Raw genomic sequence first — 22,506 nt, 5'->3', positions numbered from 1 at the left:
GAATTGTTGAGTAAGACTCCGAAAGGGAACAGCACATGATGTACGACCTCGCGTTGGACCCCGGCTTCGGTTCAGCCATCGGCCGGGGTATCGGCGCGATCGCGCTGTACGCCGTCGTCGGTCTGGTCCTCATGGTGTTCGGCTTCTACGCGATCGACTGGACGACGCCGGGCAAGCTGTCCGCCCTCGTCCGCAACGGCGCCCCGAACGCGGTGATCGTCACGGCCTCCGGCCTCGTCTCGATGGCCCTGATCGTGGTCGTCGCCATCTACAGCTCGGCGGGCAAGCTCGACGAGGGCCTGCTCTCCTCCCTGATCTACGGCCTGCTCGGCATCATCGTGCAGGTGGCGGCCGTCCGGTTGCTGGAGTGGGTGACCCGCCTGGACATCGGCTCGCTGATCGAGTCGGACCGGTTCGCGCCGTCCAGCGCGGTCGTCGCGGCGGCGCACGTCGCCCTCGGCCTGGTGGTCGCGGTCGCGATCAGCTAGCCCCCGTCGAGCCCCGTGCCTCCCGCGAGGTGCGGGGCTCTTCGCCGAGCGGTGATATCCGGGTGAGGCCGGCCGGGGGGACGGACTACCCTTTGGCCTCGTGATTGACCTCAAGGCACTGCGCGAGAACCCGGAAGCCGTCCGCGCGTCGCAACGCGCGCGTGGCGAGGACGAGGCCGTGGTCGACGCGCTGCTGTCCGCCGACGAGCGCCGCCGTTCGGCCGTGGCCCGCGCCGACGCGCTGCGCGGCGAGCAGAAGGCGTTCGGCAAGCAGGTCGGCCGGGCCCGGGGCGAGGAGCGCGAGGCGCTGCTGGCCAAGGGCAAGGAGCTGTCCGCCGAGGTCAAGGCCGCCGAGGCCGAGCAGTCCGCCGCCGAGGCCGAGCTGACCGAGCTGCACCGCTCGGTGCCCAACGTGGTGCACCCCGACGCCCCCGAGGGCGGCGAGGACGACTACGTGGTGGTCAAGCACGTGGGCGAGCCGCCGGTGTTCGACTTCGACCCGCAGGACCACCTGGACCTGGGCACCAGGCTCGGCGCGATCGACGTGGAGCGCGGTGCGAAGGTCTCCGGCTCGCGGTTCTACTTCCTCACCGGCGTGGGCGCGCGGCTGGAGCTGGCGCTGCTGAACCTGGCCGTCGCGCAGGCGACCGCCGCCGGGTTCAGCCTGATGATCACGCCCACCCTGGTGCGGCCGGAGATCATGGCGGGCACCGGCTTCCTCGGCGAGCACGCGAGCGAGGTCTACCGGCTGCGCGACGACGACCTGTACCTGGTGGGCACCTCGGAGGTGCCGCTGGCGGGCTACCACGCCGACGAGATCCTGGACGGCGAGAAGCGGTACGCGGGCTGGTCGTCGTGCTACCGCCGCGAGGCCGGCTCGTACGGCAAGGACACCCGCGGCATCATCCGCGTGCACCAGTTCAACAAGGTCGAGATGTTCTCCTACGTCAAGCCCGAGGACGCCGAGGCGGAGCACGCCCGGCTGCTCGGGTGGGAGGAGGAGATGCTCGCCAAGATCGACGTGCCCTACCGCGTCATCGACACGGCCACGGGCGACCTCGGCACGTCGGCCTACCGGAAGTTCGACTGCGAGGCCTGGGTGCCGACGCAGAAGAGGTTCCTGGAGCTGACGTCGACGTCGAACTGCACCACGTTCCAGGCGCGCCGGCTCAACGTGCGCTACCGGGACGAGAACGGCAAGACGCAGATCGCCGCCACGCTCAACGGCACGCTGGCCACGACCCGGTGGCTCGTCGCGATCCTGGAGAACCACCAGAACGCCGACGGTTCGGTCACCGTCCCCGAGGCCCTGAGGCCGTTCATGGGCGTGGACGTCCTCAAGCCCCGGTAGTCGCCCGCACTTCGGCGGCCACGTGCTTCGCGATCTCCAGCGAACCCGTGGCCGCCGGAGAAGGCGCGTTGAGCACGTGCACCTGGCGTGGCGCGGTCTGGATCAGGAAGTCGTCGACCAGCGACCCGTCCGGCAGCATCGCCTGCGCCCGCACGCCGCTCTCGGCGCGCACCAGGTCGTCCTCGCGCACCGCGGGCACGAGCCGGGCGAGTGAGGCGGCGAAACGCTTGCGGGACAACGACCTCAGCACCTCGTCGACGCCTGTGCGGGCGTACCTGCGCGCGAGCCGCCAGGTGCCGGGGAAGCGGGCCACGTCCGCGACGTCGCGAAGGGAGAAGTCGCGCCAGCGGTAGCCCTCGCGGCGCAGCGCCAGGACGGCGTTGGGACCGCAGTGCACCGAGCCGTCGAGCATGCGCGTGAGGTGCACGCCGAGGAACGGCAGCGTCGGGTCCGGCACCGGGTAGATCAGGCCGCGCACCAGCTCTGTGCGCTTGAGCTCGTAGTACTCGCCGCGGAACGGCACGATCCTCGCCGCGGGGGAGAGCCCGGCGAGCCGGGCGATCCGGTCGCTCTGCAGGCCCGCGCAGTTCACCAGCGCGTCGGCGCGGACGACCCCCTGCGGCGTCGCCACCTCGACCGCGGAACCGGCGGTCCTGATCGCCAGCGCGGGGGACCGGAGCCGCAGGTCGTGGCCGTCCAGCTGCCGCACCAGAGCCGCGCAGACGGCGGGGTAGTCGATGATCCCGGTGTTCTCGACGCGCAACGCGGCCACGCAGGCCACCTCGGGTTCGTGTTCGAGCGCCTCGGAGGCGGAGATCAGCTTCGCCGGCACGCCGTTGGCCTCCGCGCGTTCGGCCAGCGCCTTCAGCCGCGGCACCTCGTCGGCGGCCGTGGCGACGACGAGCTTCCCGCACACCTCGACGGGCACGCCGTGCTCCCGCGCGAAGGCGATCATCGACGCGTTGCCGGCCACGGACATCCGCGCCTTGAGCGACCCCGGCTTGTAGTACAGGCCCGCGTGCACGACGTTCGAGTTGTGGCCGGTCTGGTGGGCGCCCCAGCGCCCCTCCTTCTCGAGCACCGTCACGCGGTCACCGCGCGAGGCCAGCTCGGCGGCCACCGCCAGCCCCACGATCCCGCCACCGACCACCACGACAGAGCGCACAGTGACGGAATCTAGTTCAGCGCCCTGCCGTTACAGGTGCCGGTCGAGCGTCGGCAGGACGTCCGCCGCGACGTTCTCCACGACCTGCTCGCTGCCCGCGTAGACGCCGTCGTGCCGCGGCCAGTGCGCCACCACGTCGGTGAAGCCCAGCTCAGCCGCCCTGCCCACGGCGTCGACGAAGCACTCCACGCTGGACAGCGAGTACACCGGCGCCGAGTCGAGGTTGAGGTAGCGGTTCACCCGCGACGTGCGGCCCTGCGTGGCCAACGTCTCAGTGAAGCGTTCGGACATCTCCGCCACACCGCGCCACCACGTCTCGTGGTCCTCGGTCTCCGGACCGGTGGTGACCCAGCCCTGGCCGAACCTCGCCGCGACGGCCATCGCCTTCGGTCCGTTGGCGGCGACGACGAACGGGACCCGCGGCCGCTGCACGCAACCGGGCGCGCTGCGGGCCTCCTCCGCCGAGTAGAACCGGCCCTCCCACGACGTGCGGTCCTTGAAGAGAAGCTGGTCGAGCAGCTCGACGAACTCGCCGAACCGGGCCGTCCGGTCGCCCGGCAGCAACGGCTTCGCGCCGGTCACGGTCGTGTCGTACCCGGCCCCACCTGCGCCGACGCCGAGTGTGAACCGGCCGTCGGAGACGTCGTCGATCGCCAGCAGCTCGCGTGCGAACGGCACGGGGTGCCGGAAGTTCGGGCTCGCGACGAACGTCCCGAGGCGGATGCGCGAGGTGACCATCGCCGCCGCTGTCAGGGTCGGTACCGCGCCGAACCAGGGGCCGTCCACCAGCGTGCGCCAGCCGAGGTGGTCGTAGGTCCACGCGTGGTGGAACCCGTACTCCTCGGCCGCGCGCCACTTGGGTTCGGCGATCCACCATCGGTGTTCCGGGAGAATCACGATTCCAGCGCGCACGGACGTACGGTAACCAGCTGTTCAGCCACCGACGAACTTGGCTCGTGTGATTGACAAGGCAAGATGTCGATGTGGAACAGCCGCGCCTGGTCGCCTCCGACGTCGATGGAACCCTGCTCACCCCGCTGGAGTCCGTGAGCCCGCGCACGGCCGAGGTCGTGGCCCGCGTGCTCGCGGCAGGTGTGCCCTTCGTGCTGGCCACCGGACGACCGCCGCGCTGGGTTCCGCGCATCGCCACCGAGGCCGGGCTCGACGGGCTCGCCGTCTGCGCGAACGGCGCGGTGCTCTACGACATCGGCCGCGACGAGATCGTCTGGGCGCGCACGCTCAGCCCGGTGCAGCTGCACGACATCGTGTCCGCGGTCGACAGCGTGCTCGACGACTGCACGTACGCCGTGGAACTGGTCGGCACGCCCAAGGACGAGCTGACCTTCGTCGCCGAGCTCAGCTACACCCACCCCTGGCCGGAGGGGCCGCACAGCGGACTGACCCGCGCGGAGACGCTCGGCCGTCCCGCGGTGAAGCTGCTGGTCCGCAACAGCGACATGACCAGCGCCGAGATGGCGAAGGCCATCGACGAGGTGCTGCACGGCGAGGTCGACCTCACCTACTCCACGGACAACGGCCTGATCGAGATCGCGGTGCACGGCGTCACGAAGGCGTCAGGGCTGGCCGACGTGGCGCAACGGTTCGGCGTCGAGCCCGAGCACGTCATCGCGTTCGGCGACATGCCGAACGACGTGGAGATGCTCCGGTGGGCCGGCCACGGCGTGGCGATGGCCAACGGTCACGACGCCGCGAAGGCCGCGGCGGACGAGGTCACCGGCCCGAACGCCGAGGACGGCGTCGCCATGGTGCTGGAACGGTGGTTCTGAGCGCTGGATACCCTGTGGGCAATCCGGCAGATCCCGACCCGAAGAGGTTTCCGTGCGTGCACTCGTGACCGGCGGCGCCGGTTTCATCGGCTCCACCCTGGTCGACCGCCTGCTGCGTGACGGGCACGAGGTCCACGTCGTCGACGACCTGCGCCGCGGCGCGCGCACCGCGCCCGCGGACCCTGCCCACGCCGACCGGTACTCCTTCACCCAGCTCGACATCGCGAACCCCGAGCTCGCCGACGTCGTCGCCGGCTTCGGCCCCGAGGTCGTCTACCACCTGGCCGCGCAGATCGACGTGCGCGTCAGCGTCGCGGACCCGATCCTCGACGCGCAGCAGAACGTCATCGGCACGATCAACGTCGCCGAGGCCGCGCGCAAGGCCGGCGCCCGCAAGGTGTGCTTCGCGTCCTCCGGCGGTTCGATCTACGGCACGCCGGACGTGTTGCCTGTCTCCGAGGCCGTGCCGATCAACCCGAAGTCGCCGTACGCGGCGAGCAAGGTCTCCGGCGAGGTGTACCTGAACACCTACCGCCAGCTCTACGGCCTGGAGTGCACGCACCTCGCGCTGGCGAACGTGTACGGCCCGCGGCAGGACCCGCACGGCGAGGCCGGCGTGGTGGCGATCTTCGCGAACGCCCTGCTGGCCGGGAAGCCGACGAAGCTCTTCGGCGACGGCGGCAACACGCGCGACTACGTCTTCGTCGAGGACGTGGTGGCCGCGTTCGTGGCGGCCTCCGGGGAGAACGGCGGCGGTCAGCGCTACAACATCGGCACCGGTCAGCAGGTGTCGGACAAGGACCTGCACAGCCTGGTCGCCGCGGCGGCGGGCGCGCCCGACACCCCGGAGTACGCGCCCGCGCGGCTCGGTGACCTGCGGGCCTCCGCGCTCGACGCCTCGAAGGCGGCGCGCGACCTCGGGTGGGTGCCCGAGGTCGACATCAAGACCGGTGCGGAGCGGACCGTGGAGTACTTCCGCACCGCGTGAGACGAGCTGTCAGGCGGCGGACTTCTCGGAGTCCGTCGCCGGCGTCTCGGCGCTGCGGATCGCGATCGCACGGGCGAGACGCGCGTACCGCAGCTCCAGCTCCTTGAAGCGCAGGTACGTGTTGATCGTCGCGAAGCCGAACGCCACGATCAGGCCGTACAGCATGAGGTCGGTGCCGCGGCCGACGCCCACGACCTCGGCGACCATCGAGACCCACTGGGGCCTGATCACCGCGACGGCGCCGAGGATCATGAAGAGCACGAAGCCGATCTTGACTCCGGCCGCGGTCTTCGTCGTGCCGTGGTGGCGCAGGAACAGCACCAGCAGCACGACGACGGCGACGATGAGCAGGAACTGGATCAGCATGGTCAGCGCCTCGAACCGGTCTTGAGTGCGGAGTCGAACAGGATGTTGACGCCGTTGATGAGCGACTGGCCCTTCGACATCGAGTACTCGGTGTAGAGGATCTCCACCTGCTCCTCGGTGACCCGCCAGTCCTTGCGCGCGATCATCTCGACGATCTCGGACGCGTGGCCCATGCCGTTGAGCGTGATGGCCATCTCGTCGGCCACCTTCTTGTTGAACACCCGCAAACCGTTGTGCGCGTCGGAGAGCTTGAGCTTGCGCAGCCGCGGGCTGACCGCGACGACCGTCTTCAGCACGACGCGCTTGATCAGCGGGATGTGCGAGTCGTCGCCCTTGAAGCGGGTGCCGACGATGATGTCGAACGGCTCCGCGCGCAGGCGTTCGAGCATCTTGAGGACGTCGTGGACCTGGTGCTGCCCGTCGGCGTCGAAGGTCACGAAGTACTCGGCGCCCGGCTGGCTGCGCGCGTACTCGATGCCGGTCTGCAGTGCCGCACCCTGGCCCAGGTTCACCGGGTGCTGGACCAGATGCGCACCCGACGAGCGGATGGCGTCGGCCGAACCGTCCCGGCTACCGTCGTCGACGCACACGATGTTCGGGAACGTCTCGAGCGCGTGGCGCACGACGTCCGCGATCACCTGTGCCTCGTTGTAGACCGGTACGACCAGCCAGACGTCAGACTGGTCCGCCACTGGTGCCTCCAGGCAAGAGATTTTCGGGGGAACTGGGGACAAGGCTAGCGCGAGCGCCCGGCGGCGCCGCCTCCAGCCAGCAAACCGGTGAACTCGGCGACGGCCGTGTCCCAGCTGAAGTTCTGCCTGGTGATCTCCCTGAGCTTGGTGGCCTTCGCCGCCCGCTCAGGGTCGCGCACCGCGGCTTCGAGCGCGTTCGCGAGCGCCGTGACGTCCCGTGCGGGCACCAGCCGGCCCGTGACGCCGTCGGTGATGATCTCCGCGGTGCCGCCGACGTCCGTCGCCACGACGTTGCAGCCGATCGCCGCCGCTTCCAGCACGGTCGTCGGCAGGCCCTCGGTCCAGCTCGGGTTCACGAACACCGTGCCGCGCGCCATCCCGGCCAGCGCCGTGTCGTGGTCGACGGCGCCGACGAACTCGACGGACTCGGCCAGGCCCAGCGTCCCGGTCAGCGCCTTGAGCTCGGCCGCGTTCGGGCCGTCACCCAGCAGTCGCAGCCTCAGCGGGAGTCCCCGGCGGTGCACCTCGGCGGTCGCGTTCAGCAGGTCGGCGACGCCCTTGCCGTTGATCAGGCGGCCCACGAAGACGACCGTGGGCGGCTCCTCGACCGGCTGCGCGACCAGGTCGTCCGGCAGCTCGATGCCGCGGTGCAGCACCTTGGCGTCCCGTCCGGCGAGGTCCTTCACGAACTTGCCCGCGGAGCCGGAGACCGACACGACCTCGTCCGCCCACCGCAGCACCGGCTGGCTGGTCAACGCGTCCACCATGAACGCCACGAAGCGCACGAACGCGTTGCCGCTCTGCACCGGGCTGGACCCGTGCTCGACGTGCAGCCGCCGCAGCTTGGCGCGCTTGGCGAACAGCGACGCCCACACGTGCGGCCAGTAGAACCGCGTGTGCGTCATCAGCACCGTGTCCGGCCCGCACTCCGCGCGCAGCCGCTTGGTGAAGCCGGGGTTGGGCAGCGGGTAGTGCGAGATGATCTCGAACCCTGGCCAGCGCACGACCTTCCAGCGGTCACCGAGGTGCTCGGTGCCGGCGGGCGCGCCGATGGCCGAGGTGAAGACCGTGATCCTCAGGCCGGGGTTCGCCTCGAGGAGGCGGCGGTGCAGTTCGTGGGCGTAGGCCTCCACGCCGCCTTTGTGCGGCGGGTAGTAGGCCGGCATGTCGACCAGGTGCACGGCGCAGACCCTAGCCGCACGGCAGGTGCGGGTCAGCCAGCGGGGGACTCGGCCTTGTCGCCGTGGCGCAGCACGCCGCCCCACGCCAGCGCCGCCGCCACCAGCCACGCGATCGTCATGCCCAGCGCCACGCCGGTCACGCCGAGCCACCAGCCGAGCGACGCCACCAGCGCCAGCTCCGTCACGAACTGGACGGTGCGCACTCGCGGGCCGAGCCACGCGCGGCCGCTCGCCTTGGCCGCCACCATCGCGGTCTGGGCCGTGGCCAGCAGGAACGCGTACACGAGCAGCAGCAGGACGACCGGGCGCAGGCCCTCCCACGGCGTGCCCAGCGCGGTCGTCATGAGGCCGGCCGGGGCGACCAAAGTGATCAGGGCGGCCACCGCGCTCACGACGGCGGCGGCGCCGGAGACCAGCATCGGGGCGCGGACGACCTCGCGCGGCGTGCGGCCGGCGAGGTGGGCCAGCAGCGAGTTGCTGATGCCGATGAACAGCACGGTCAGCGCGGTGACCGGCACCAGCGCCTTGCGCAGCAGGCCCAGGCCGTCGAGACCGGTGACGACCGCCGTCACGCCGAACGTCGCCCAGGTGCCCGCGGTCAGGTAGACGGCGTCGATGAGGAAGCCGGGCAGCAGCGACCGCCGGTCGCGCACCCACCCGCGCACCGCGCCGAACGAGAAGGGCGTGCCCGTCAGCGCCACCGCGACCAGCGCCAGCGGCACGCAGGCCAGCGCCCACAGCAGGTACGTGCCGGTCGCGTTCAGCTCGCCGACCAGGACCGTCGCGCCCACGGCGGCCAGGAACAGCAGCAACCACGACGCGTCCGTGAAGAGCGCGCGCATCGGCTTCTGCTTGGCGTAGTTGACGTACCGCGAGTGGTCCAGCACGGCGGTGAACGGCGACGCGAACGCCTGGATCAGCAGCAACGTCCGCGCGGGCCCGCTGACGAACAGCGCCACGACCAGGCAGCCGACGCCGATCGCCACACCCACCAGCAGCGACGCGGCGGCGGCACCGCGCACGCCCCGCGTGTCGTTCGCCCCCACCGTCTTGGCGACCAGCAGCGGTTCCGCGCCGATCGCGCGGCCGAGGTACCACTGCCCGATCTGCACGATCGCGATCAACGAGAACACGCCGAACTCGGCATCGGTCGACACGGGCGCGGCGACCAGCTGCACGGCGAACGTGATCGCGCTGAACACCAGCTGGTCCAGAGCGACGGCGGACTGGGAGATCCCCGTCGACACCATGCGCTTGACCGCGCCGAGCCGCGTCTGTCCGGTGGGGGTGGGAGCTGCCGTGGTCACGGTGTGGAAGGCCCTCTCGGACGGGTGGGGAGGCTCCCCTACTGTACGACCATGACTTCGCCCGTCTCCGTGGTGATTCCCAGCGCGCCCGCCAACTCGTTCCTCGAGGAGACGCTGCGCTCGGTGGCCGCGCAGACCCACGAGGAGTGGGAGGTCGTGCTGGTCCTCGACGGCGAGTGCGAGCAGAACCGCGCCGCGGCCGAGGTGCTCGGCGACCGCGTCCAGGTGCACCTGACGCCCGCGCCCCGCAGCGGTCCCGCCGTCGGCCGCAACATCGGGCTGGAGTCGGCCAAGCACGACCTGGTGGCGTTCCTCGACGCCGACGACCTGTGCACCCCTGACCGCCTGGCCCGCCAGGTCCAGGTCCTCACCGACCAGCCGGACCTCGGCCTGGTCGGCGCGTGGGCGCACAAGATCGACCCCGAGGGCAACCGCGTGGGCGAGCTGCACCCGGTCACCGGCCGCGACGAGGTCGCGCGCACGATGCTGCTGTTCAACCCGCTGATCACGTCGACGATCGTGGTCCGCAAGCAGCTCGCGACCGACGTGGGCGGCTTCGACCCGCGCCTGGTCCGCCTGGAGGACTACGACCTGTGGCTGCGGCTGCTCGCGAAGGCCGACGGCGACGTGATCGGCGAGGAGCTGCTCGGCTACCGCGTGCACCCCACGCAGTACTCGCGCGGCGGCCTGCTCGGCCCGGCCACCAAGCTGCTCTACCGCAGCAAGCAGGCCGTGGCGAAGCGCATCGGTGTCAGCGGCGTGGCGACGGCGGCCAGGCACGCGGCGTGGCTCGGCGTGCAGGTGGCCAACCGCCGCTGGTGACCGCGGCGGCGGTCCCGACGCCTGACGCGGTGGCGCGGCCGCTGCCCCCAGCTCGACCGCGCCGCCTCCGTCCGGCTACGGCAGCGTCGTGCTGCCGCACCGGTCCAGCCGGTACAGCTTGACCCGGCCCTCCTGCGCGACCAGCTCGAACGCCCCGGCGGCCTTCGGCTCGGCGATGCCCGTGTACCACTTCTGCCGCTGGTCGTGCGGCCAGAACGTCTTGTTGCCCAGCAGCAGGTACCGCACGCCGACCTTCTGCGCCGCCGTGCAGACGCGGGGGTCGTTCGCGGCGTTGTCGAGGTTCTTCGACAGGTACTCCTGCTCGGCGCTCCACGCGATGTCCGCGTGCGGGTAGAGCGCCTTGCGCTGCACCTCGGCGAGCATGACCGCGCTGCCGTCCCACGGGTTGTTCGCCACCACGGCGTCCTTCGGCACGGCCGCGGCCAGCTTCGGCAGGAACGCCTCCTCGGTGTCGTCCACCAGCGTTCCCGCCTTCGGCTCCGCCCTGGTGTAGGTGCCTGCGAGCGCGGACGCGTTGGTCGAGACGTAGAAGCCCCTGGTCAGCGGCAGCAGTACGACGACCACCAGCAACGCCAGCGCCGTCGGGGTGCGCAGCAGGGCGAAGCGGGACGAGCCCGCCGGGACCAGGCCGGCGAGCTTGCCCGCGATCAGCAGCACGGCCAGCACCGCCAGCGGAACGGCCGTGATCGGCAGCATCGCGGCGAGGCGGAACGAGTCGTTGTACCAATAACCGGTGAACTTCTGGGTGTCCGGCCGGTTGATCGCCGCGGTCAGCACGTAGAGGAACGTCGACGCGGCGGCGGCCGCGACCAGCCAGCGGTGGTTCACCACGCGCCACGCCACGACCAGGCCTGTCACGGTGAGCGCCGACAGCGCCCACAGCGCGGGCCGCCCGTTCGTCGCGTTCAGCAGGGCCTCGCCGACGGCGCCGGCCGGGGTCTCGAACGGCGGCCAGTACATCTCCCGCACCTGCCGGAACGCCTCCGCGTGCGCGACGAACCACCAGAGTCCGAACAGGACCGCGCCCGTGCCGATCACGGCGACCGCGCCGCGCCAGGCCCTGCCCTCGCGCCACGTCTTCAGCGCGTAGCGGAGCACGGCCGTGCCGAGCGGGAAGACCGCGAGCACCGCGAGGCTGAACACGGCGTTGGGGTGGGCGAAGGCGCACGCGACGAGCACGAGCGGGGCGAGGGTGATCGCCCGGCGGAAGCCGATGACGTCGTCCTTGGCGGTCCTCGTCGCGGCGAGCACGGCGGCGAGACCGGAGGGCACCAGCGCGAGGCTCAGCGCGTTCGGCCACAGCACGCCGAAGCTCAGCAGGCCCCACGGGAACGCGGTGAACGCGACGCTCAGCACCGGGGTCACGGCCATCGCGGCGGTGTTGCGGCCGACGATCTGGCGCACCAGCAGCAGCGAGCCGATAGGCCAGATCAGCCCGGCGATCGCCCAGCCGACCATGTTCGTCGCGGTCGCGATGTCGGTGCCCGTGGTCAGCACGACCAGCGACGTCACGCCGTGCCAGCCGGCGGGGTAGAAGCCGGCGGCGGTCGACGGGTTGCCCAGCGAGTTGATCGTCAGCGAGGACGCGGAGCCGGACTCCAGGATGTAGCTGACCGCGCTGTAGTGGAACATCGCGTCGAACGTCTGGGACAGCTCGTCCGGCTGCCCGAAGCCGCGGACCACCACGAACCACGCGACGGCCATGGCGGGCACGAGGGCCGCGGCGGAGACCAGCAGCGTCCTGGGTGGATCGCTTTCACGAGGTGGCGCGATCCTGCGCAGCAGCAGCGAGGCGACGACGGCGAGGACCACGGTCACGGCGGTCACGCCGAGGACGAGCCACACGCTCCACGTCCGGCCGGCCTTCTGCCCCACGACGGCCGTGACCGACACGAGCAGGACGCTGAACACCGGCGCCATGCCGAGGGCGGAGATCCCGCGCAGGCCGACGGCGTACGCGAGCGCCAGCCCCGGGCCGACGAGCCACCCCGCGGCGGCGAGTGCGACGGGGACAGCATCGAACCAACTCATCGTCGGGCTACCTCGCAGTGAAGGTGGTGGACGCGTGAGCCGTGCCCAGGTCGAACGGCTCCATCTGCGTGACGCGGCACCACGGCGCGCGGTTGCACGAGCGAAGGTGCGAAGTCGGCGAAAGTGTACGGTCAGCCGTTCGGGTGGTCGCGCGTCACCCGATGAGCCTGGGGGGCCTTCGAGTGCGACCGCCCAGCAGCGTTACCCTCGTGGTCGTGAGCTTCGCAGGTTATGACCTGATTGTCGTCGGATCCGGATTCTTCGGTCTCACGGTCGCCGAGCGCGCCGCGTCCCAGCTGAACAAGCGGGTGCTGGTGCTGGAGAGGCGTGACCACATCGGTGGTAACGCCTACTCGGAGGCCGAGCCCGAGACAGGGATCGAGGTGCACCGCTACGGTGCGCACCTGTTCCACACGTCCAACAAGCGCGTGTGGGAGTACGTGAACCAGTTCACGGAGTTCACGGGTTACCAGCACCGCGTCTTCGCCATGTACGACGGCCAGGCGTACCAGTTCCCGATGGGCCTCGGTCTCATCTCGCAGTTCGTCGGCCGCTACATGTCGCCGGAGGACGCGCGGGCGTGGGTCGCCGAGCAGGCGTCCGAGATCGACACCAAGGACGCGAAGAACCTCGAGGAGAAGGCGATCTCACTGGTCGGCCGTCCCCTGTACGAGGCGTTCATCAAGGCCTACACCGCGAAGCAGTGGCAGACCGACCCGAAGGAGCTGCCCGCGGCGGTCATCACCCGCCTGCCGGTGCGCTACAACTTCGACAACCGCTACTTCAACGACACCTACGAGGGCCTGCCGGTCAACGGCTACACCGCGTGGCTCGAGAAGATGGCGGACCACCCGAACATCGACGTCAAGCTGTCCACGGACTTCTTCGACGTGCGCGACGAGATCCCGGCCGGCACACCGGTCGTCTACACCGGCCCGCTCGACCGCTACTTCGACTACTCCGAGGGCTGGCTCGGCTGGCGCACGCTCGACTTCGAGCAGGAAGTGCTGCCGATCGGCGACTTCCAGGGAACGCCGGTCATGAACTACAACGATGCGGACGTGCCGTACACCCGCATCCACGAGTTCCGCCACTTCCACCCGGAGCGCGAGTACCCGGCCGACAAGACCGTCATCGTCCGCGAGTTCTCCCGTTCGGCGGAGAAGGACGACGAGCCGTACTACCCGATCAACACCGCCGAGGACCGCGCGAAGCTGGAGCGCTACCGCGAGCTGGCCCGCAAGGAAGCGGCGGAGCGCAATGTCATCTTCGGTGGCCGCCTCGGCACCTACAAGTACCTGGACATGCACATGGCCATCGGATCGGCGCTGAGCGTGTTCGACAACAAGATCGCTCCGCACCTGGCTTCCGGCCAGGTGCTGGACGGGTCGCTGGAGGACTGAGAAGCGATGCCGGGGAAGCCCACCCTCGTCGAGCACGAGGCGCCGGAGAAACTGCTGACACAGCGCGGCCTGTTCGCAGGTCCGGCGCCGATCGTCTCTGAAGATCTGTACGCCGAGGTGAAGCGCGGGATCGCGGAACGGGAGCGCCACCGCCTGGTGGTGCACCCGAACGCGACCGTCTCGATGAACACCTACTTCGGTCGCTTCCCCGCCTCCTACTGGCAGCGGTGGTGCGTGAGCCCCGACATCGAGCTCGAGCTCGAGGTGACGGGCTCCGGTCAGCTGTCGCTCGTCGCCTCGGACTCCGAGGGCGAGACCCGCATGGTCGCCGCGGAGAAGGTATCGGGAGCGAAGGCGCGGAAGGTGCGCCTCAGCACCAAGATCGACAAGTTCACCGACGGCGGCGGCCTGTGGTTCGACGTCGTCACCGCGGACGACACGCTCACCGTGGAGAAGGTCCGCTGGACGGTCGCGCCGCCGAAGACCGTGCGGCCGACCGCCGTGGTCATCTGCACGTTCAACCGCGTCGACGACTGCCTCAACACGATGGCCGCCCTCGCCTCGGACCCGGAGCCGCTGGAGCTCGTCGACACGATCTACGTCGTCGACCAGGGCACGGACGCCGTCGAGTCGCGTGAGCGGTTCGCCGAGGTCTCGGCCGCGCTCGGGGCCAAGCTGCGCTACATCCGCCAGCCGAACCTCGGTGGCGCCGGCGGCTTCACCCGCGGCCTGTACGAGGTCACCGAGATCGACCACGTTGAGCACGCCAACGTCCTGTTCATGGACGACGACGTGCTGTGCGAGCCCGAGATCGTCATCAGGCTCACCGCGTTCGCGAACCGCACGACGCAGCCGACGATCGTCGGTGGTCAGATGCTCTACCTGCTGCACCCGAACTTCCTGCACGTCGGCGCCGAGTACGCGAACCTCGACACCCTCGCGCCGGGCCAGGTCGTGGACGGCGCGCTGTTCAACGCCGACCTCACCGGCTACGACGAGGAGACCGGCAAGCGCAACGTCCAGGACAAGCGCGTCGACGCCGGCTACAACGGCTGGTGGTCGTGCCTGATCCCGTCGGAGATCGTGAAGGCGGTCGGCTACCCGCTGCCGCTGTTCTTCCAGTGGGACGACATCGAGTACGGCTACCGCGCCCGTGAGCACGGCTTCGCCACCGTGTCGCTGCCCGGCGCCGGTGTGTGGCACGCGGACTTCCACTGGAAGGACTGGGACGACTGGCACAGGTACTTCAACCTGCGCAACGCCCTGATCACCTCCGCGCTGCACAGCCGCTTCGACCCGAAGATGATCGTGCGCGGCATGGCCAAGCAGTTCGCCACGTACATCCTGGGCATGCAGTACGGCCTCGCCGCCACGCAGCTCAAGGCGATCGAGGACTTCCTCCAGGGCCCCGGCTTCCTGGCCGACGGCGGTGTGCAGGCGGCGGCGGACATCCGCAAGCTGCGCGCCGAGTTTCCGGAGACCGTGCGGCACCCGGCGTCGGAGATCCCCGGCTTCAAGCCGGGCAGCCTTCCGATGATCGGCGCCGCGCCGACGCCGAAGCTCATCGCGCCGGTGTTCGCCAAGCGCCTCGTCAACCAGCTGCTCGGCAAGTCCGTGCACGACGCGGGCACCGTTCCCGCCGGTGACGCCGCCTGGTGGCACGTGTCGCTGTTCAACACGGCGGTCGTGACCGACGCGTCGCAGGAGGGCGTGCGGGTCCGCAAGCGCGACAAGGAGCTCGCGGTCCGCCTGTCCAAGAAGGGCGCGAAGGTCTTCCGCGAGCTGTACCGCAGGGCCCCCGAGGTCCAGCGCGCCTACAAGGACGCGATGGGGGAGCTCACCAGCCGCGAGACCTGGTCGCGGTTGTACGACCTCTGAGGTTCTTCTCGACGCTTCTCACGGGCGGTCCGGGTCTTCCGGGCCGCCCGGCCACTTGATAGGGGACGGTCAGTGGACCAGAACTGCGTGCTGCAACGGGTGATCCTGCCCAGGGACGAAGACCCGCTCGACGTCAGGCCGCTCTACCTGGACGAGCCGGACACGACGCACTGCCACGTCGCGTCCCGCCGCAGCACCACGGTCCCGTCGTCGGCGAAGGTCTCCTTCGCCACCTACTTCAACGCCTTCCCTGCCTCCTACTGGAAGCGCTGGACGACGGTCGACGAGGTCGTGCTCAAGCTGGCCGTGCGCGGCAGCGGCCGCATCGACGTGTACCGCTCCCGCCCGTCCGGCGACATCATCCACGTCGAGGGCCGGTACGTCCGCGAGGCGGACGAGTGGACCGACGTCGAGTTCGCGGTGTCGCTCAAGCCGTTCGAGGACGGCGGCTGGATCTGGTTCGACGTCTTCACCGACGACACCCCGCTCGAGATCCGCGAGGCGGCGTGGACGGTGCGCGAGCCGTTGCCGGTGCAGAAGGTCGCCATCGGCATGACGACCATGCGCCCGGTCGACGCCGTGATCGCGTTACGCGCCCTCGGCGAGGACCCGGCCGTGCTCGAGGTCGTCGACAAGGTCTTCGTCGCGGACCAGGGTGCCGTGAAGGTGCGCGACACCCAGGGGTACGCCGAAGCCGCGGCTCTGCTCGGCGACAAGCTGGAGATCATCGAGCAGGACAACCTGGGCGGCTCCGGCGGGTTCACCCGAGGCATGTTCGAGGCCATCGAGCACACCGACGTCGACCAGATCATGCTGATGGACGACGACATCCGGCTGGAGCCGGACGCGGTGCTGAGGTCCAACGCCTTCGCCCGTGCCGCCGCCCAGCCGGTGGTCGTCGGCAGCCACATGCTGAACCTGCACTCGCGGGCCCGCCTGCACAGCTACGCGGAGATCGTCGACCTCGGCTCGTGCTTCTGGCGTGCCGCGCCCGGCGCCGTGACCGACCACGACTTCGGCACCGACTCGCTGCGCGAGACCGCGGCGGTGCACCCCCGGATCGACGCCACCTACAACGGCTGGTGGATGTGCCTGTTCCCGCGGGAGGTCATCCGCCGCACCGGCTACCCGCTGCCGTTGTTCATCAAGTGGGACGACGCCGAGTACTCGCTGCGCGCGCTGGAGAAGGGCTTCCCGACGGTGTCGCTGCCCGGCTCCGCGGTGTGGCACATGCCGTGGACCGACAAGAACGACTCCACGGACTGGCAGGCGTACTTCCACACGCGCAACCGGCTGATCCTCGCCGCGCTGCACAGCCCGTACGACGTCAAGGCCGGCCTCGTGAAGCACGGCCTGAAGCTGACGCTGCGGCACCTGCTGTCGATGGAGTACTCGACTGTCATGTTGCAGCAGAAGGCGCTCGAGGACTTCATGGCGGGCCCGGCCACGCTGTTCGAGTCGCTGCGCACGGGCCTGCCCGAGGTGCGCAGGCTGCGCGCGGAGTACTCCGACGCGCAGACCCTGCCGTCGGCCCGCGAGTTCCCGCCGCCCACCTTCGACCAGGTCCACGCCGAGGCGATGCTGCGGCCGTCGACGTCGAAGATCACCACGGTCAAGCGGGCCGCGAAGTCGTTGCTGCACAACCTGAGCAAGCCGGAGCCCGACGCCGCGGGCAGGCCGCAGATGAACGTGCCGGCGCTCAGCGCCCGGTGGTCGCTGCTCGGCAACCTCGACAGCGCGACCGTGTCGACCGCCGACGGCACCGCGGTGGCGTTCTACAAGCGCGACCCGAAGGAGTTCCGCGCGCTGGCCAAGCGGGCGGCCCGCAACTACCGCCGGCTCGGCCAGGAGTGGGACGAGCTCAAGCGGGTCTACCGGGCGGCGCTGCCGGAGCTCACGTCCACCGAGTCGTGGCGCAAGGTCTTCGAGAACTGACCGTCATTCCTTGATGCCCGTCTCCGTCACGCCGCGCACGAGAAAACGTTGCAGCGCGACGAAAACCACCACCAGCGGTGTGACGGAGACAGCGGCGGCGAGGAACAGCTGCACGACGTCGATCGACTGCGACGTGAGGAACGTGGACAGCGCCACCTGCACCGTCCACGAGTCCTGGTCCTGTGCGATCACGAGCGGCCAGAGGAACTGGTTCCAGCTGGTCACGAACGCGATGACGCCGAGCGCGGCGAAGAACCCCTTCGAGTTCGGCACCACGACCCGCCAGTACGTGCCCCAGTGCCCGAGCCCGTCGATCCGCGCCGCCTCCTCCAGCTCCCGCGGGAAGTTCAGGAAGTACTGCCGGAACAGGAACGTGGTGAACCCGCTGAACAGGCCGGGGATCACCAGCCCGCGCAGGTCGGACACCCACCCCAGGGTCGAGACGACCACGAACGTCGGCACGAACGTGACCGCCGCCGGGATCATCAGCGTCGCGACGACCAGGTACAGCACCACGTTCGCGTACCGGTACGGGATGCGCGCGAGCCCGTAGCCGGCGAGGCCGCACAGCAGCAGCTGCCCGAACGTCTGCAGCACGGCGACGACGAGCGAGTTGAGCATGCTGCGCACCAGCGGCACGGCGGGGTTCGCGAAGAGCTCCGCGAAGTTCTCCCAGCGGATCTCGCTCGGCCAGAACGTCCACGCCGGTGAGGTGATCTCCTGCTCGGTCGACAAACCGTTGCGCAGCACCAGGTAGAACGGCACGAGGAAGAGCACCGCCGCCACCGACAGCGCCAGGTACCGGAGGGCCTTCACCGCGTGATCACCCGCCCCTGCAGCAACGTCACACCGGCGATCAGCAGGGTCAGGACCACCGCGCCCGCGCTGCCGTGCCCGAAGTCCTGCCCGCCCGACCCCAGCGCGGTGTAGTAGAGGTAGATCAACGGCGGTCGCGCGAACGGCGGGTAGCCGCGGTCGGTGCCCAGCACGTTGTAGAACTCGTCGAACGCCTGGTAGGCCGCGATGAGCAGCAACAGGAGCACGGCCACCGACGTCGTGCGCAGCTGCGGCATCGTGATGTACCGCAACGTCTGCCAGCCGCGAGAAGCACCGTCGATCCACGCGGCTTCGTACAGGTGCCGCGGGATCCGTTGCAGCCCGGCGATGAAGAGGATCATGTAGAACCCGAGCTGCAGCCACAGCCTCAACGTCACGAGCACGAGCCAGTACCAGGGCGGCGACGTCGACACCGTCCACGCGACCGGTTCCGCGCCGAACCACCCCAGCACCGTGTTCGCCAGGCCGAACCGCACGCCGTTGAAGATCGACAGCTTCCACACCAGCGAGGCCACGACGTACGAGCACGCCGTCGGCAGGAAGAACACCGAGCGGAAGAACGCCCGCATGAAGCTGATCTGGTTCACCAGCAACGCCAGCGCCAGCGCCAGCACGAACGTCAGCGGCACGATGAACGCCGCGAACACGCTGAACGTGCCCAGGCTGGACAGGAACGGCTTGTCCGTCAGCATGTCGGCGTAGTTGCCCAGCCCGACGAACTCGCTGGGCGCCACCGTGTTGCGCGCCTCGAAGAACGACAGCAGCAGGCTCCACCCGATGGGCACGTACACGAACACGAGCAGCCCGGCCGCGAACGGCCCGACGAACAGCCAGAACGCGCGGCCGTGCTTCATCCGTACAGGCGCTTCAACTCGTCCCGCACCGTCGAGGCCGCGGCCTTGAGCTCCGAGTCGGCGGGGGCACCGTCCCGCACCACCCGCGACACGGCGTCGTTGAACGCGGTCCGCATCACCGAGGTCCAGTCCGGCGGGTTGGACGCCTTGGCGTTGTCCCGCACGAACTTCACCGCGTCGGCCGCGGCACCCGTCGTCAGTTTCGACGCCTTCTCCGAGATGCTCTCGCGCGGCGGGATGTGGAAGCCGTAGCCGAGGTTGAAGTCCTCCTGGTAGTCGGTGCGTTCGATCCAGAGGAAGCGCACGAGCTCCTTGGCTTCGTCGATCCGCTTCGACTTGGCGTTCACCATCGCGCCGAACGCGCCGACCGGCACGCTCGCCTTCCCGCCGGCTCCGAGCTTCGGGAACGGCAGCACGCCGAAGTCGTCGCCGAGCGCCTTCTGCACAGCGGGAACCGCCCACAACCCCGTCCACTGCATGGCGACGAGGCCCTGCGTGAACGCGTCGGGTTCGGCCCAGTCCTTCACCGCGCCGAGCAGCAGACCGCCACTCGCGTAGAGCTCGCGCAGCTTGCCGACCGCCTGTGCCGCGGCGGGGTCGTCGAACCCGACCTGGTGGTCGCGCACGTAGTCGAGACCGGCCGACCACAGCGCGGGCCCGCCCAGCACGCCGCCACCGCCGTCGTTGCCGGCGAAGAGGCCCTTCACGCCGTCCCTGGTGAGCCGCTTCGACGCGTCGACCAGCTCGTCCACAGTGGACGGTGGCTGCACGCCTGCCTTCTCCAGCAGGCTCTTGCGGTAGAACAGCATCTGCATGTCCACCGCCTGCGGGATCCCGTAGACCTTCCCGTCGACGGTGTGCGTCGCGAGGATCGACTCGGTGAAGTCGCTCCTCGCGTCGCCGAGGACGTCGTCGAGCGGCACGAGCTGGCCCGCCCGGACCGAGCTGATCTGCGGCGTGGACTCGAAGACGTCCGGCCCGCCGTCGGACAGCAGGCTCGTCGCGAGTTTGGAGTCGTAGTCGCCGGGGTTCCACTGCACGTCGACCGGGGTCTTCGTGAACGACTTGGCGTAGCGCTCCACCGCCTGCTGGACGCCGGGCTCGCCGTACGCGTGGTACCACTGCTTGAGGGCCTGGTCGCCGCCACCGCGGCCGGTGTTCGAACCGCACGCCGCCAGCAGGGCGCTCGCGCCGGCCAGCGAAAGGAGTCTGCGTCGGGAGATCACGCGTCCCGTCTTACTCCGATCACCTCGCGTGCGCGAGCGGTTACCCGAAGTGCGGGACCGTGTCGCCGGACCTTGACACGCGACAGGGCGGCCCCGCTCGAAAGCGGGACCGCCCTGTCGTCAGATCACTTGCGGAAGAAGCGCTCCCGCTGGCCGAGCCGCACGAGCTTCAGCCACTCGACGAACGCCTTGGGGTCCCGCTTCACGGCGAGGAAGTACAGGCCGAAGCGGAACACCTCGAGGGCGCCCAGCTTGCGCATCCCCGGCTGCGACAGCAGGTACCCGCGGTTGCGGTAGGTGTAGTACCGCTTGATCTGGTTCTCCGGGTCCTGCGCGTGGAACCTGCCGCCCAGCATCGGCTTGAACTCGTCCGAGCCGTCCGGGTGCACGTACGCGACCCGCAGCGACGTGCCGAACGGCAGGCCGGAGCGGACCAGCCTGCGGTGGATCTCCACCTCGTCGCCGCGGAAGAACAGACGGTAGTCCGGCACGCCGACCACGTCGAGCGTCGAGGCGCGGAACAGCGCGCCGTTGAACAGCGAGGCGATCCCCGGCAGGAAGTCCGTGCCGAGGTCCGCCGCCGAGCGCTTCCACGTGAGGCCGCGGCGCAGCGGGAACGCGAGCTTGTCCGGGCTGTCGATGTTCGTGACGACCGGGGAGATCTCGGCGAGCTTGCGGCGCTCGGCCTCCTCCAGCAGCACGGCCAGCACGTTCTCGTCGGCCGGGCGGCCGTCGTCGTCCGCGAGCCACACCCAGTCCGCGCCCAGCGAGAGCGCGTGCAGGATGCCGAGCGCGAAACCGCCCGCGCCACCGAGGTTGCGGTGCGACGGCAGGTAGGTCGTGGGAAGCGGGCACTGCTCCACGAGGTCGTCGACCGGCTGGTCGGGACCGTTGTCGACGACGACCAGGTGATCGGGGACGCGCGTCTGCGTGGCGAGTGCCTTCAACGACTCGGCCAGCAGCTCCCTGCGGTGGCGGGTGACCACCACCGCCACGACGGAGCCCTTGGGCAGTGCCTGGAGGTTCACGATCTATTCGCCGCCGTTTCCACTGAGAACGGGAGTGGAGTAGCCGAGCCTGGCCAGCTGTTCCGTGCTCATCCGCTCGAACGGGTCGAAGCCCTTGTACTCGGTGAGCACCTCGCGCAGGCCCGCGTGCATCTTGACCCGGCCCTCGTCCATCCAGATCGCGCTGTCGCAGAAGTCCAGCAGCGTCTCGTCCGAGTGGTTCGCGAACACCAGCAGGCCGGAGCGCTTCACGAGGTCCTTGAGGCGGTCGCGGGCCTTCGCCATGAACGCCGCGTCGACCGCGCCGATGCCCTCGTCGAGCAGCAGGATCTCGGGGTCGATCGAGGTGACCACGCCGAGCGCGAGCCGCACGCGCATGCCGGTGGAGTACGTGCGCAGCGGCATCTGCAGGTAGTCACCGAGCTCGGTGAACTCCGCGATGTCGTCGACGCGCGCTTCCATCTGCTTGCGGCTCATGCCGAGGAACAGGCCGCGGATCATGATGTTCTCGTACCCGGAGATCTCTGGGTCCATGCCGACGCCGAGGTCGAAGACGGGCGCCACCTTGCCGACGATGCGCGACTGACCGCGCGTCGGCTCGTAGATGCCCGCCAGCAGGCGCAGCAGCGTGGACTTGCCGGCGCCGTTGTGGCCGACCAGTCCGACGCGCGCGCCCTCCTTGAGCGACAGCGAGATGTCGTGCAGCGCCTCGATGATCGGGACACGGCCTTCCGAGCCGATCTTGCCGCCGACCTTGCCGAGCGCGAGCTTCTTCAGCGACCTCGACTTGGCGTCGAAGATCGGGAAGTCGACCGAGGCGTTCCAGACTTCGATGCTGACCATGTTGTGCGGCCTCACTCAGACCCAGTAGGAGACGCGGGCACGGTAGTTGCGCAGCGCCACGAATGCCAACGCCCAGCCGCCGACGGTGAACGAACCGACCACGACCCAGTGGTGCCAGCTCTGCGCGTGCCCGATCAGCGGCGCGCGAACGAGCTCCACGAAGTGGTAGAGGGGGTTGAGCTCGGCGATCAGGATCCGCCAGTTGCCCTCGCCGTTCGTGACCTTGTTGAGCACTCCCGTGTTCCACACGATCGGCGTCATGAAGAACACCAGGTTGATGAAGCTGTTGATCACCGGCGGGATGTCCCTGAACCGCGTGCTGAT

21 protein-coding genes are annotated in these 22,506 nt (G+C 69.9%); 8 read left to right on the top strand and 13 right to left on the bottom strand.

The genetic code is table 11. The annotated features are described in order from the left end of the window. Positions 1 to 35: 35 nt before the first annotated feature. Both VM306_RS07830 and serS read left to right on the top strand, forming a co-directional pair. Positions 36 to 488, top strand: coding sequence for a DUF350 domain-containing protein (locus VM306_RS07830; RefSeq protein WP_325512480.1), 453 nt, complete (start codon positions 36 to 38; stop codon positions 486 to 488). A 100-nt stretch (positions 489 to 588) separates the two neighbouring features. Then, entirely contained in the window at positions 589 to 1,839 is a 1,251-nt protein-coding gene (gene serS / locus VM306_RS07825) for a serine--tRNA ligase (RefSeq protein ID WP_325512478.1), read from the top strand. Here serS and lhgO read toward each other — a convergent pair. Then, the gene (lhgO, locus tag VM306_RS07820; protein WP_325512476.1) at positions 1,826 to 3,004 is read right to left on the bottom strand and encodes an L-2-hydroxyglutarate oxidase; all 1,179 of its coding nucleotides are present in this window, start codon (positions 3,002 to 3,004) and stop codon (positions 1,826 to 1,828) included. The two genes, serS and lhgO, sit on opposite strands and share 14 nt — an antisense overlap. Before the next feature lie 30 nt (positions 3,005 to 3,034). Next, entirely contained in the window at positions 3,035 to 3,916 is an 882-nt protein-coding gene (locus VM306_RS07815; RefSeq protein WP_325512474.1) for an LLM class flavin-dependent oxidoreductase, read from the bottom strand. A gap of 71 nt (positions 3,917 to 3,987) precedes the next feature. Here VM306_RS07815 and VM306_RS07810 point away from each other — a divergent pair, with 71 nt between their 5' ends. Beyond that, entirely contained in the window at positions 3,988 to 4,791 is an 804-nt protein-coding gene (locus tag VM306_RS07810; RefSeq protein ID WP_325512472.1) for an HAD family hydrolase, read from the top strand. A gap of 52 nt (positions 4,792 to 4,843) precedes the next feature. Beyond that, positions 4,844 to 5,779, top strand: a complete 936-nt coding sequence (locus VM306_RS07805; RefSeq protein WP_325512470.1) for an NAD-dependent epimerase/dehydratase family protein — start codon at positions 4,844 to 4,846, stop codon at positions 5,777 to 5,779. A 9-nt stretch (positions 5,780 to 5,788) separates the two neighbouring features. On the opposite strand, the gene VM306_RS07800 is transcribed toward VM306_RS07805, so the two are convergent. Genes VM306_RS07800 through VM306_RS07785 form a run of 4 tightly spaced genes read right to left on the bottom strand, consistent with a single transcriptional unit; the run spans position 5,789 to position 9,325 of the window. Then, positions 5,789 to 6,145 (bottom strand): DUF2304 domain-containing protein, encoded by a 357-nt coding sequence (locus tag VM306_RS07800; protein WP_325512468.1) that lies wholly within the window; start codon positions 6,143 to 6,145, stop codon positions 5,789 to 5,791. 2 nt (positions 6,146 to 6,147) lie between these two features. Beyond that, positions 6,148 to 6,837, bottom strand: coding sequence for a glycosyltransferase family 2 protein (locus tag VM306_RS07795; RefSeq protein WP_325512466.1), 690 nt, complete (start codon positions 6,835 to 6,837; stop codon positions 6,148 to 6,150). Positions 6,838 to 6,881: 44 nt separating this feature from the next. Beyond that, a complete protein-coding gene (locus tag VM306_RS07790; RefSeq protein ID WP_325512464.1) occupies positions 6,882 to 8,018 on the bottom strand; it encodes a glycosyltransferase in 1,137 nt (378 codons plus the stop codon). 32 nt (positions 8,019 to 8,050) lie between these two features. Continuing rightward, positions 8,051 to 9,325: a hypothetical protein gene (locus VM306_RS07785; RefSeq protein ID WP_325512462.1), complete on the bottom strand. Its 1,275-nt coding sequence runs from the start codon at positions 9,323 to 9,325 to the stop codon at positions 8,051 to 8,053. A gap of 51 nt (positions 9,326 to 9,376) precedes the next feature. Here VM306_RS07785 and VM306_RS07780 point away from each other — a divergent pair, with 51 nt between their 5' ends. After that, the gene (locus VM306_RS07780; RefSeq protein WP_325512460.1) at positions 9,377 to 10,147 is read left to right on the top strand and encodes a glycosyltransferase; all 771 of its coding nucleotides are present in this window, start codon (positions 9,377 to 9,379) and stop codon (positions 10,145 to 10,147) included. 75 nt (positions 10,148 to 10,222) lie between these two features. On the opposite strand, the gene VM306_RS07775 is transcribed toward VM306_RS07780, so the two are convergent. Then, on the bottom strand, positions 10,223 to 12,199 hold the full coding sequence (locus VM306_RS07775; RefSeq protein WP_325512458.1) for a DUF6541 family protein: 1,977 nt from the start codon (positions 12,197 to 12,199) through the stop codon (positions 10,223 to 10,225). A gap of 161 nt (positions 12,200 to 12,360) precedes the next feature. Between VM306_RS07775 and glf the strand changes: the two genes are divergently transcribed. From glf to VM306_RS07760, 3 genes are all read left to right on the top strand, one after another. Further along, positions 12,361 to 13,602 (top strand): UDP-galactopyranose mutase, encoded by a 1,242-nt coding sequence (gene glf, locus VM306_RS07770; RefSeq protein WP_325512456.1) that lies wholly within the window; start codon positions 12,361 to 12,363, stop codon positions 13,600 to 13,602. A gap of 6 nt (positions 13,603 to 13,608) precedes the next feature. After that, the gene (locus VM306_RS07765) at positions 13,609 to 15,480 is read left to right on the top strand and encodes a glycosyltransferase (RefSeq protein WP_325512454.1); all 1,872 of its coding nucleotides are present in this window, start codon (positions 13,609 to 13,611) and stop codon (positions 15,478 to 15,480) included. 72 nt (positions 15,481 to 15,552) lie between these two features. After that, entirely contained in the window at positions 15,553 to 17,415 is a 1,863-nt protein-coding gene (locus tag VM306_RS07760; protein WP_325512451.1) for a glycosyltransferase, read from the top strand. A gap of 3 nt (positions 17,416 to 17,418) precedes the next feature. Here the strand turns inward: VM306_RS07760 and VM306_RS07755 are convergent, their stop codons facing one another. The 6 genes from VM306_RS07755 to VM306_RS07730 form a co-directional block, all read right to left on the bottom strand. Beyond that, entirely contained in the window at positions 17,419 to 18,201 is a 783-nt protein-coding gene (locus VM306_RS07755) for a carbohydrate ABC transporter permease (RefSeq protein ID WP_414672348.1), read from the bottom strand. 26 nt (positions 18,202 to 18,227) lie between these two features. Then, positions 18,228 to 19,106, bottom strand: coding sequence for a sugar ABC transporter permease (locus VM306_RS07750; RefSeq protein ID WP_325512447.1), 879 nt, complete (start codon positions 19,104 to 19,106; stop codon positions 18,228 to 18,230). Further along, complete coding sequence (locus VM306_RS07745; protein WP_325512445.1) at positions 19,103 to 20,332, bottom strand: sugar ABC transporter substrate-binding protein; 1,230 nt, start codon at positions 20,330 to 20,332, stop codon at positions 19,103 to 19,105. The genes VM306_RS07750 and VM306_RS07745 overlap by 4 nt, the downstream gene beginning before the upstream one ends. Positions 20,333 to 20,457: 125 nt before the next feature. Then, positions 20,458 to 21,360 carry a glycosyltransferase family 2 protein gene (locus tag VM306_RS07740; RefSeq protein ID WP_325512443.1) on the bottom strand — a complete coding sequence of 301 codons (903 nt, stop codon included), beginning with the start codon at positions 21,358 to 21,360 and terminating at the stop codon, positions 20,458 to 20,460. Between the two features lie 3 nt (positions 21,361 to 21,363). Next, entirely contained in the window at positions 21,364 to 22,182 is an 819-nt protein-coding gene (locus VM306_RS07735; protein WP_325512441.1) for an ABC transporter ATP-binding protein, read from the bottom strand. A 15-nt stretch (positions 22,183 to 22,197) separates the two neighbouring features. After that, positions 22,198 to 22,506 (bottom strand): ABC transporter permease (locus VM306_RS07730; RefSeq protein WP_414672347.1); only part of this gene is annotated, 309 nt, incomplete at its 5' end.

The organism is Lentzea sp., from assembly GCF_035525475.1.
GTDB lineage: Bacteria > Actinomycetota > Actinomycetes > Mycobacteriales > Pseudonocardiaceae > Lentzea.
This window is presented reverse-complemented; position numbering and strand designations above follow the sequence as displayed.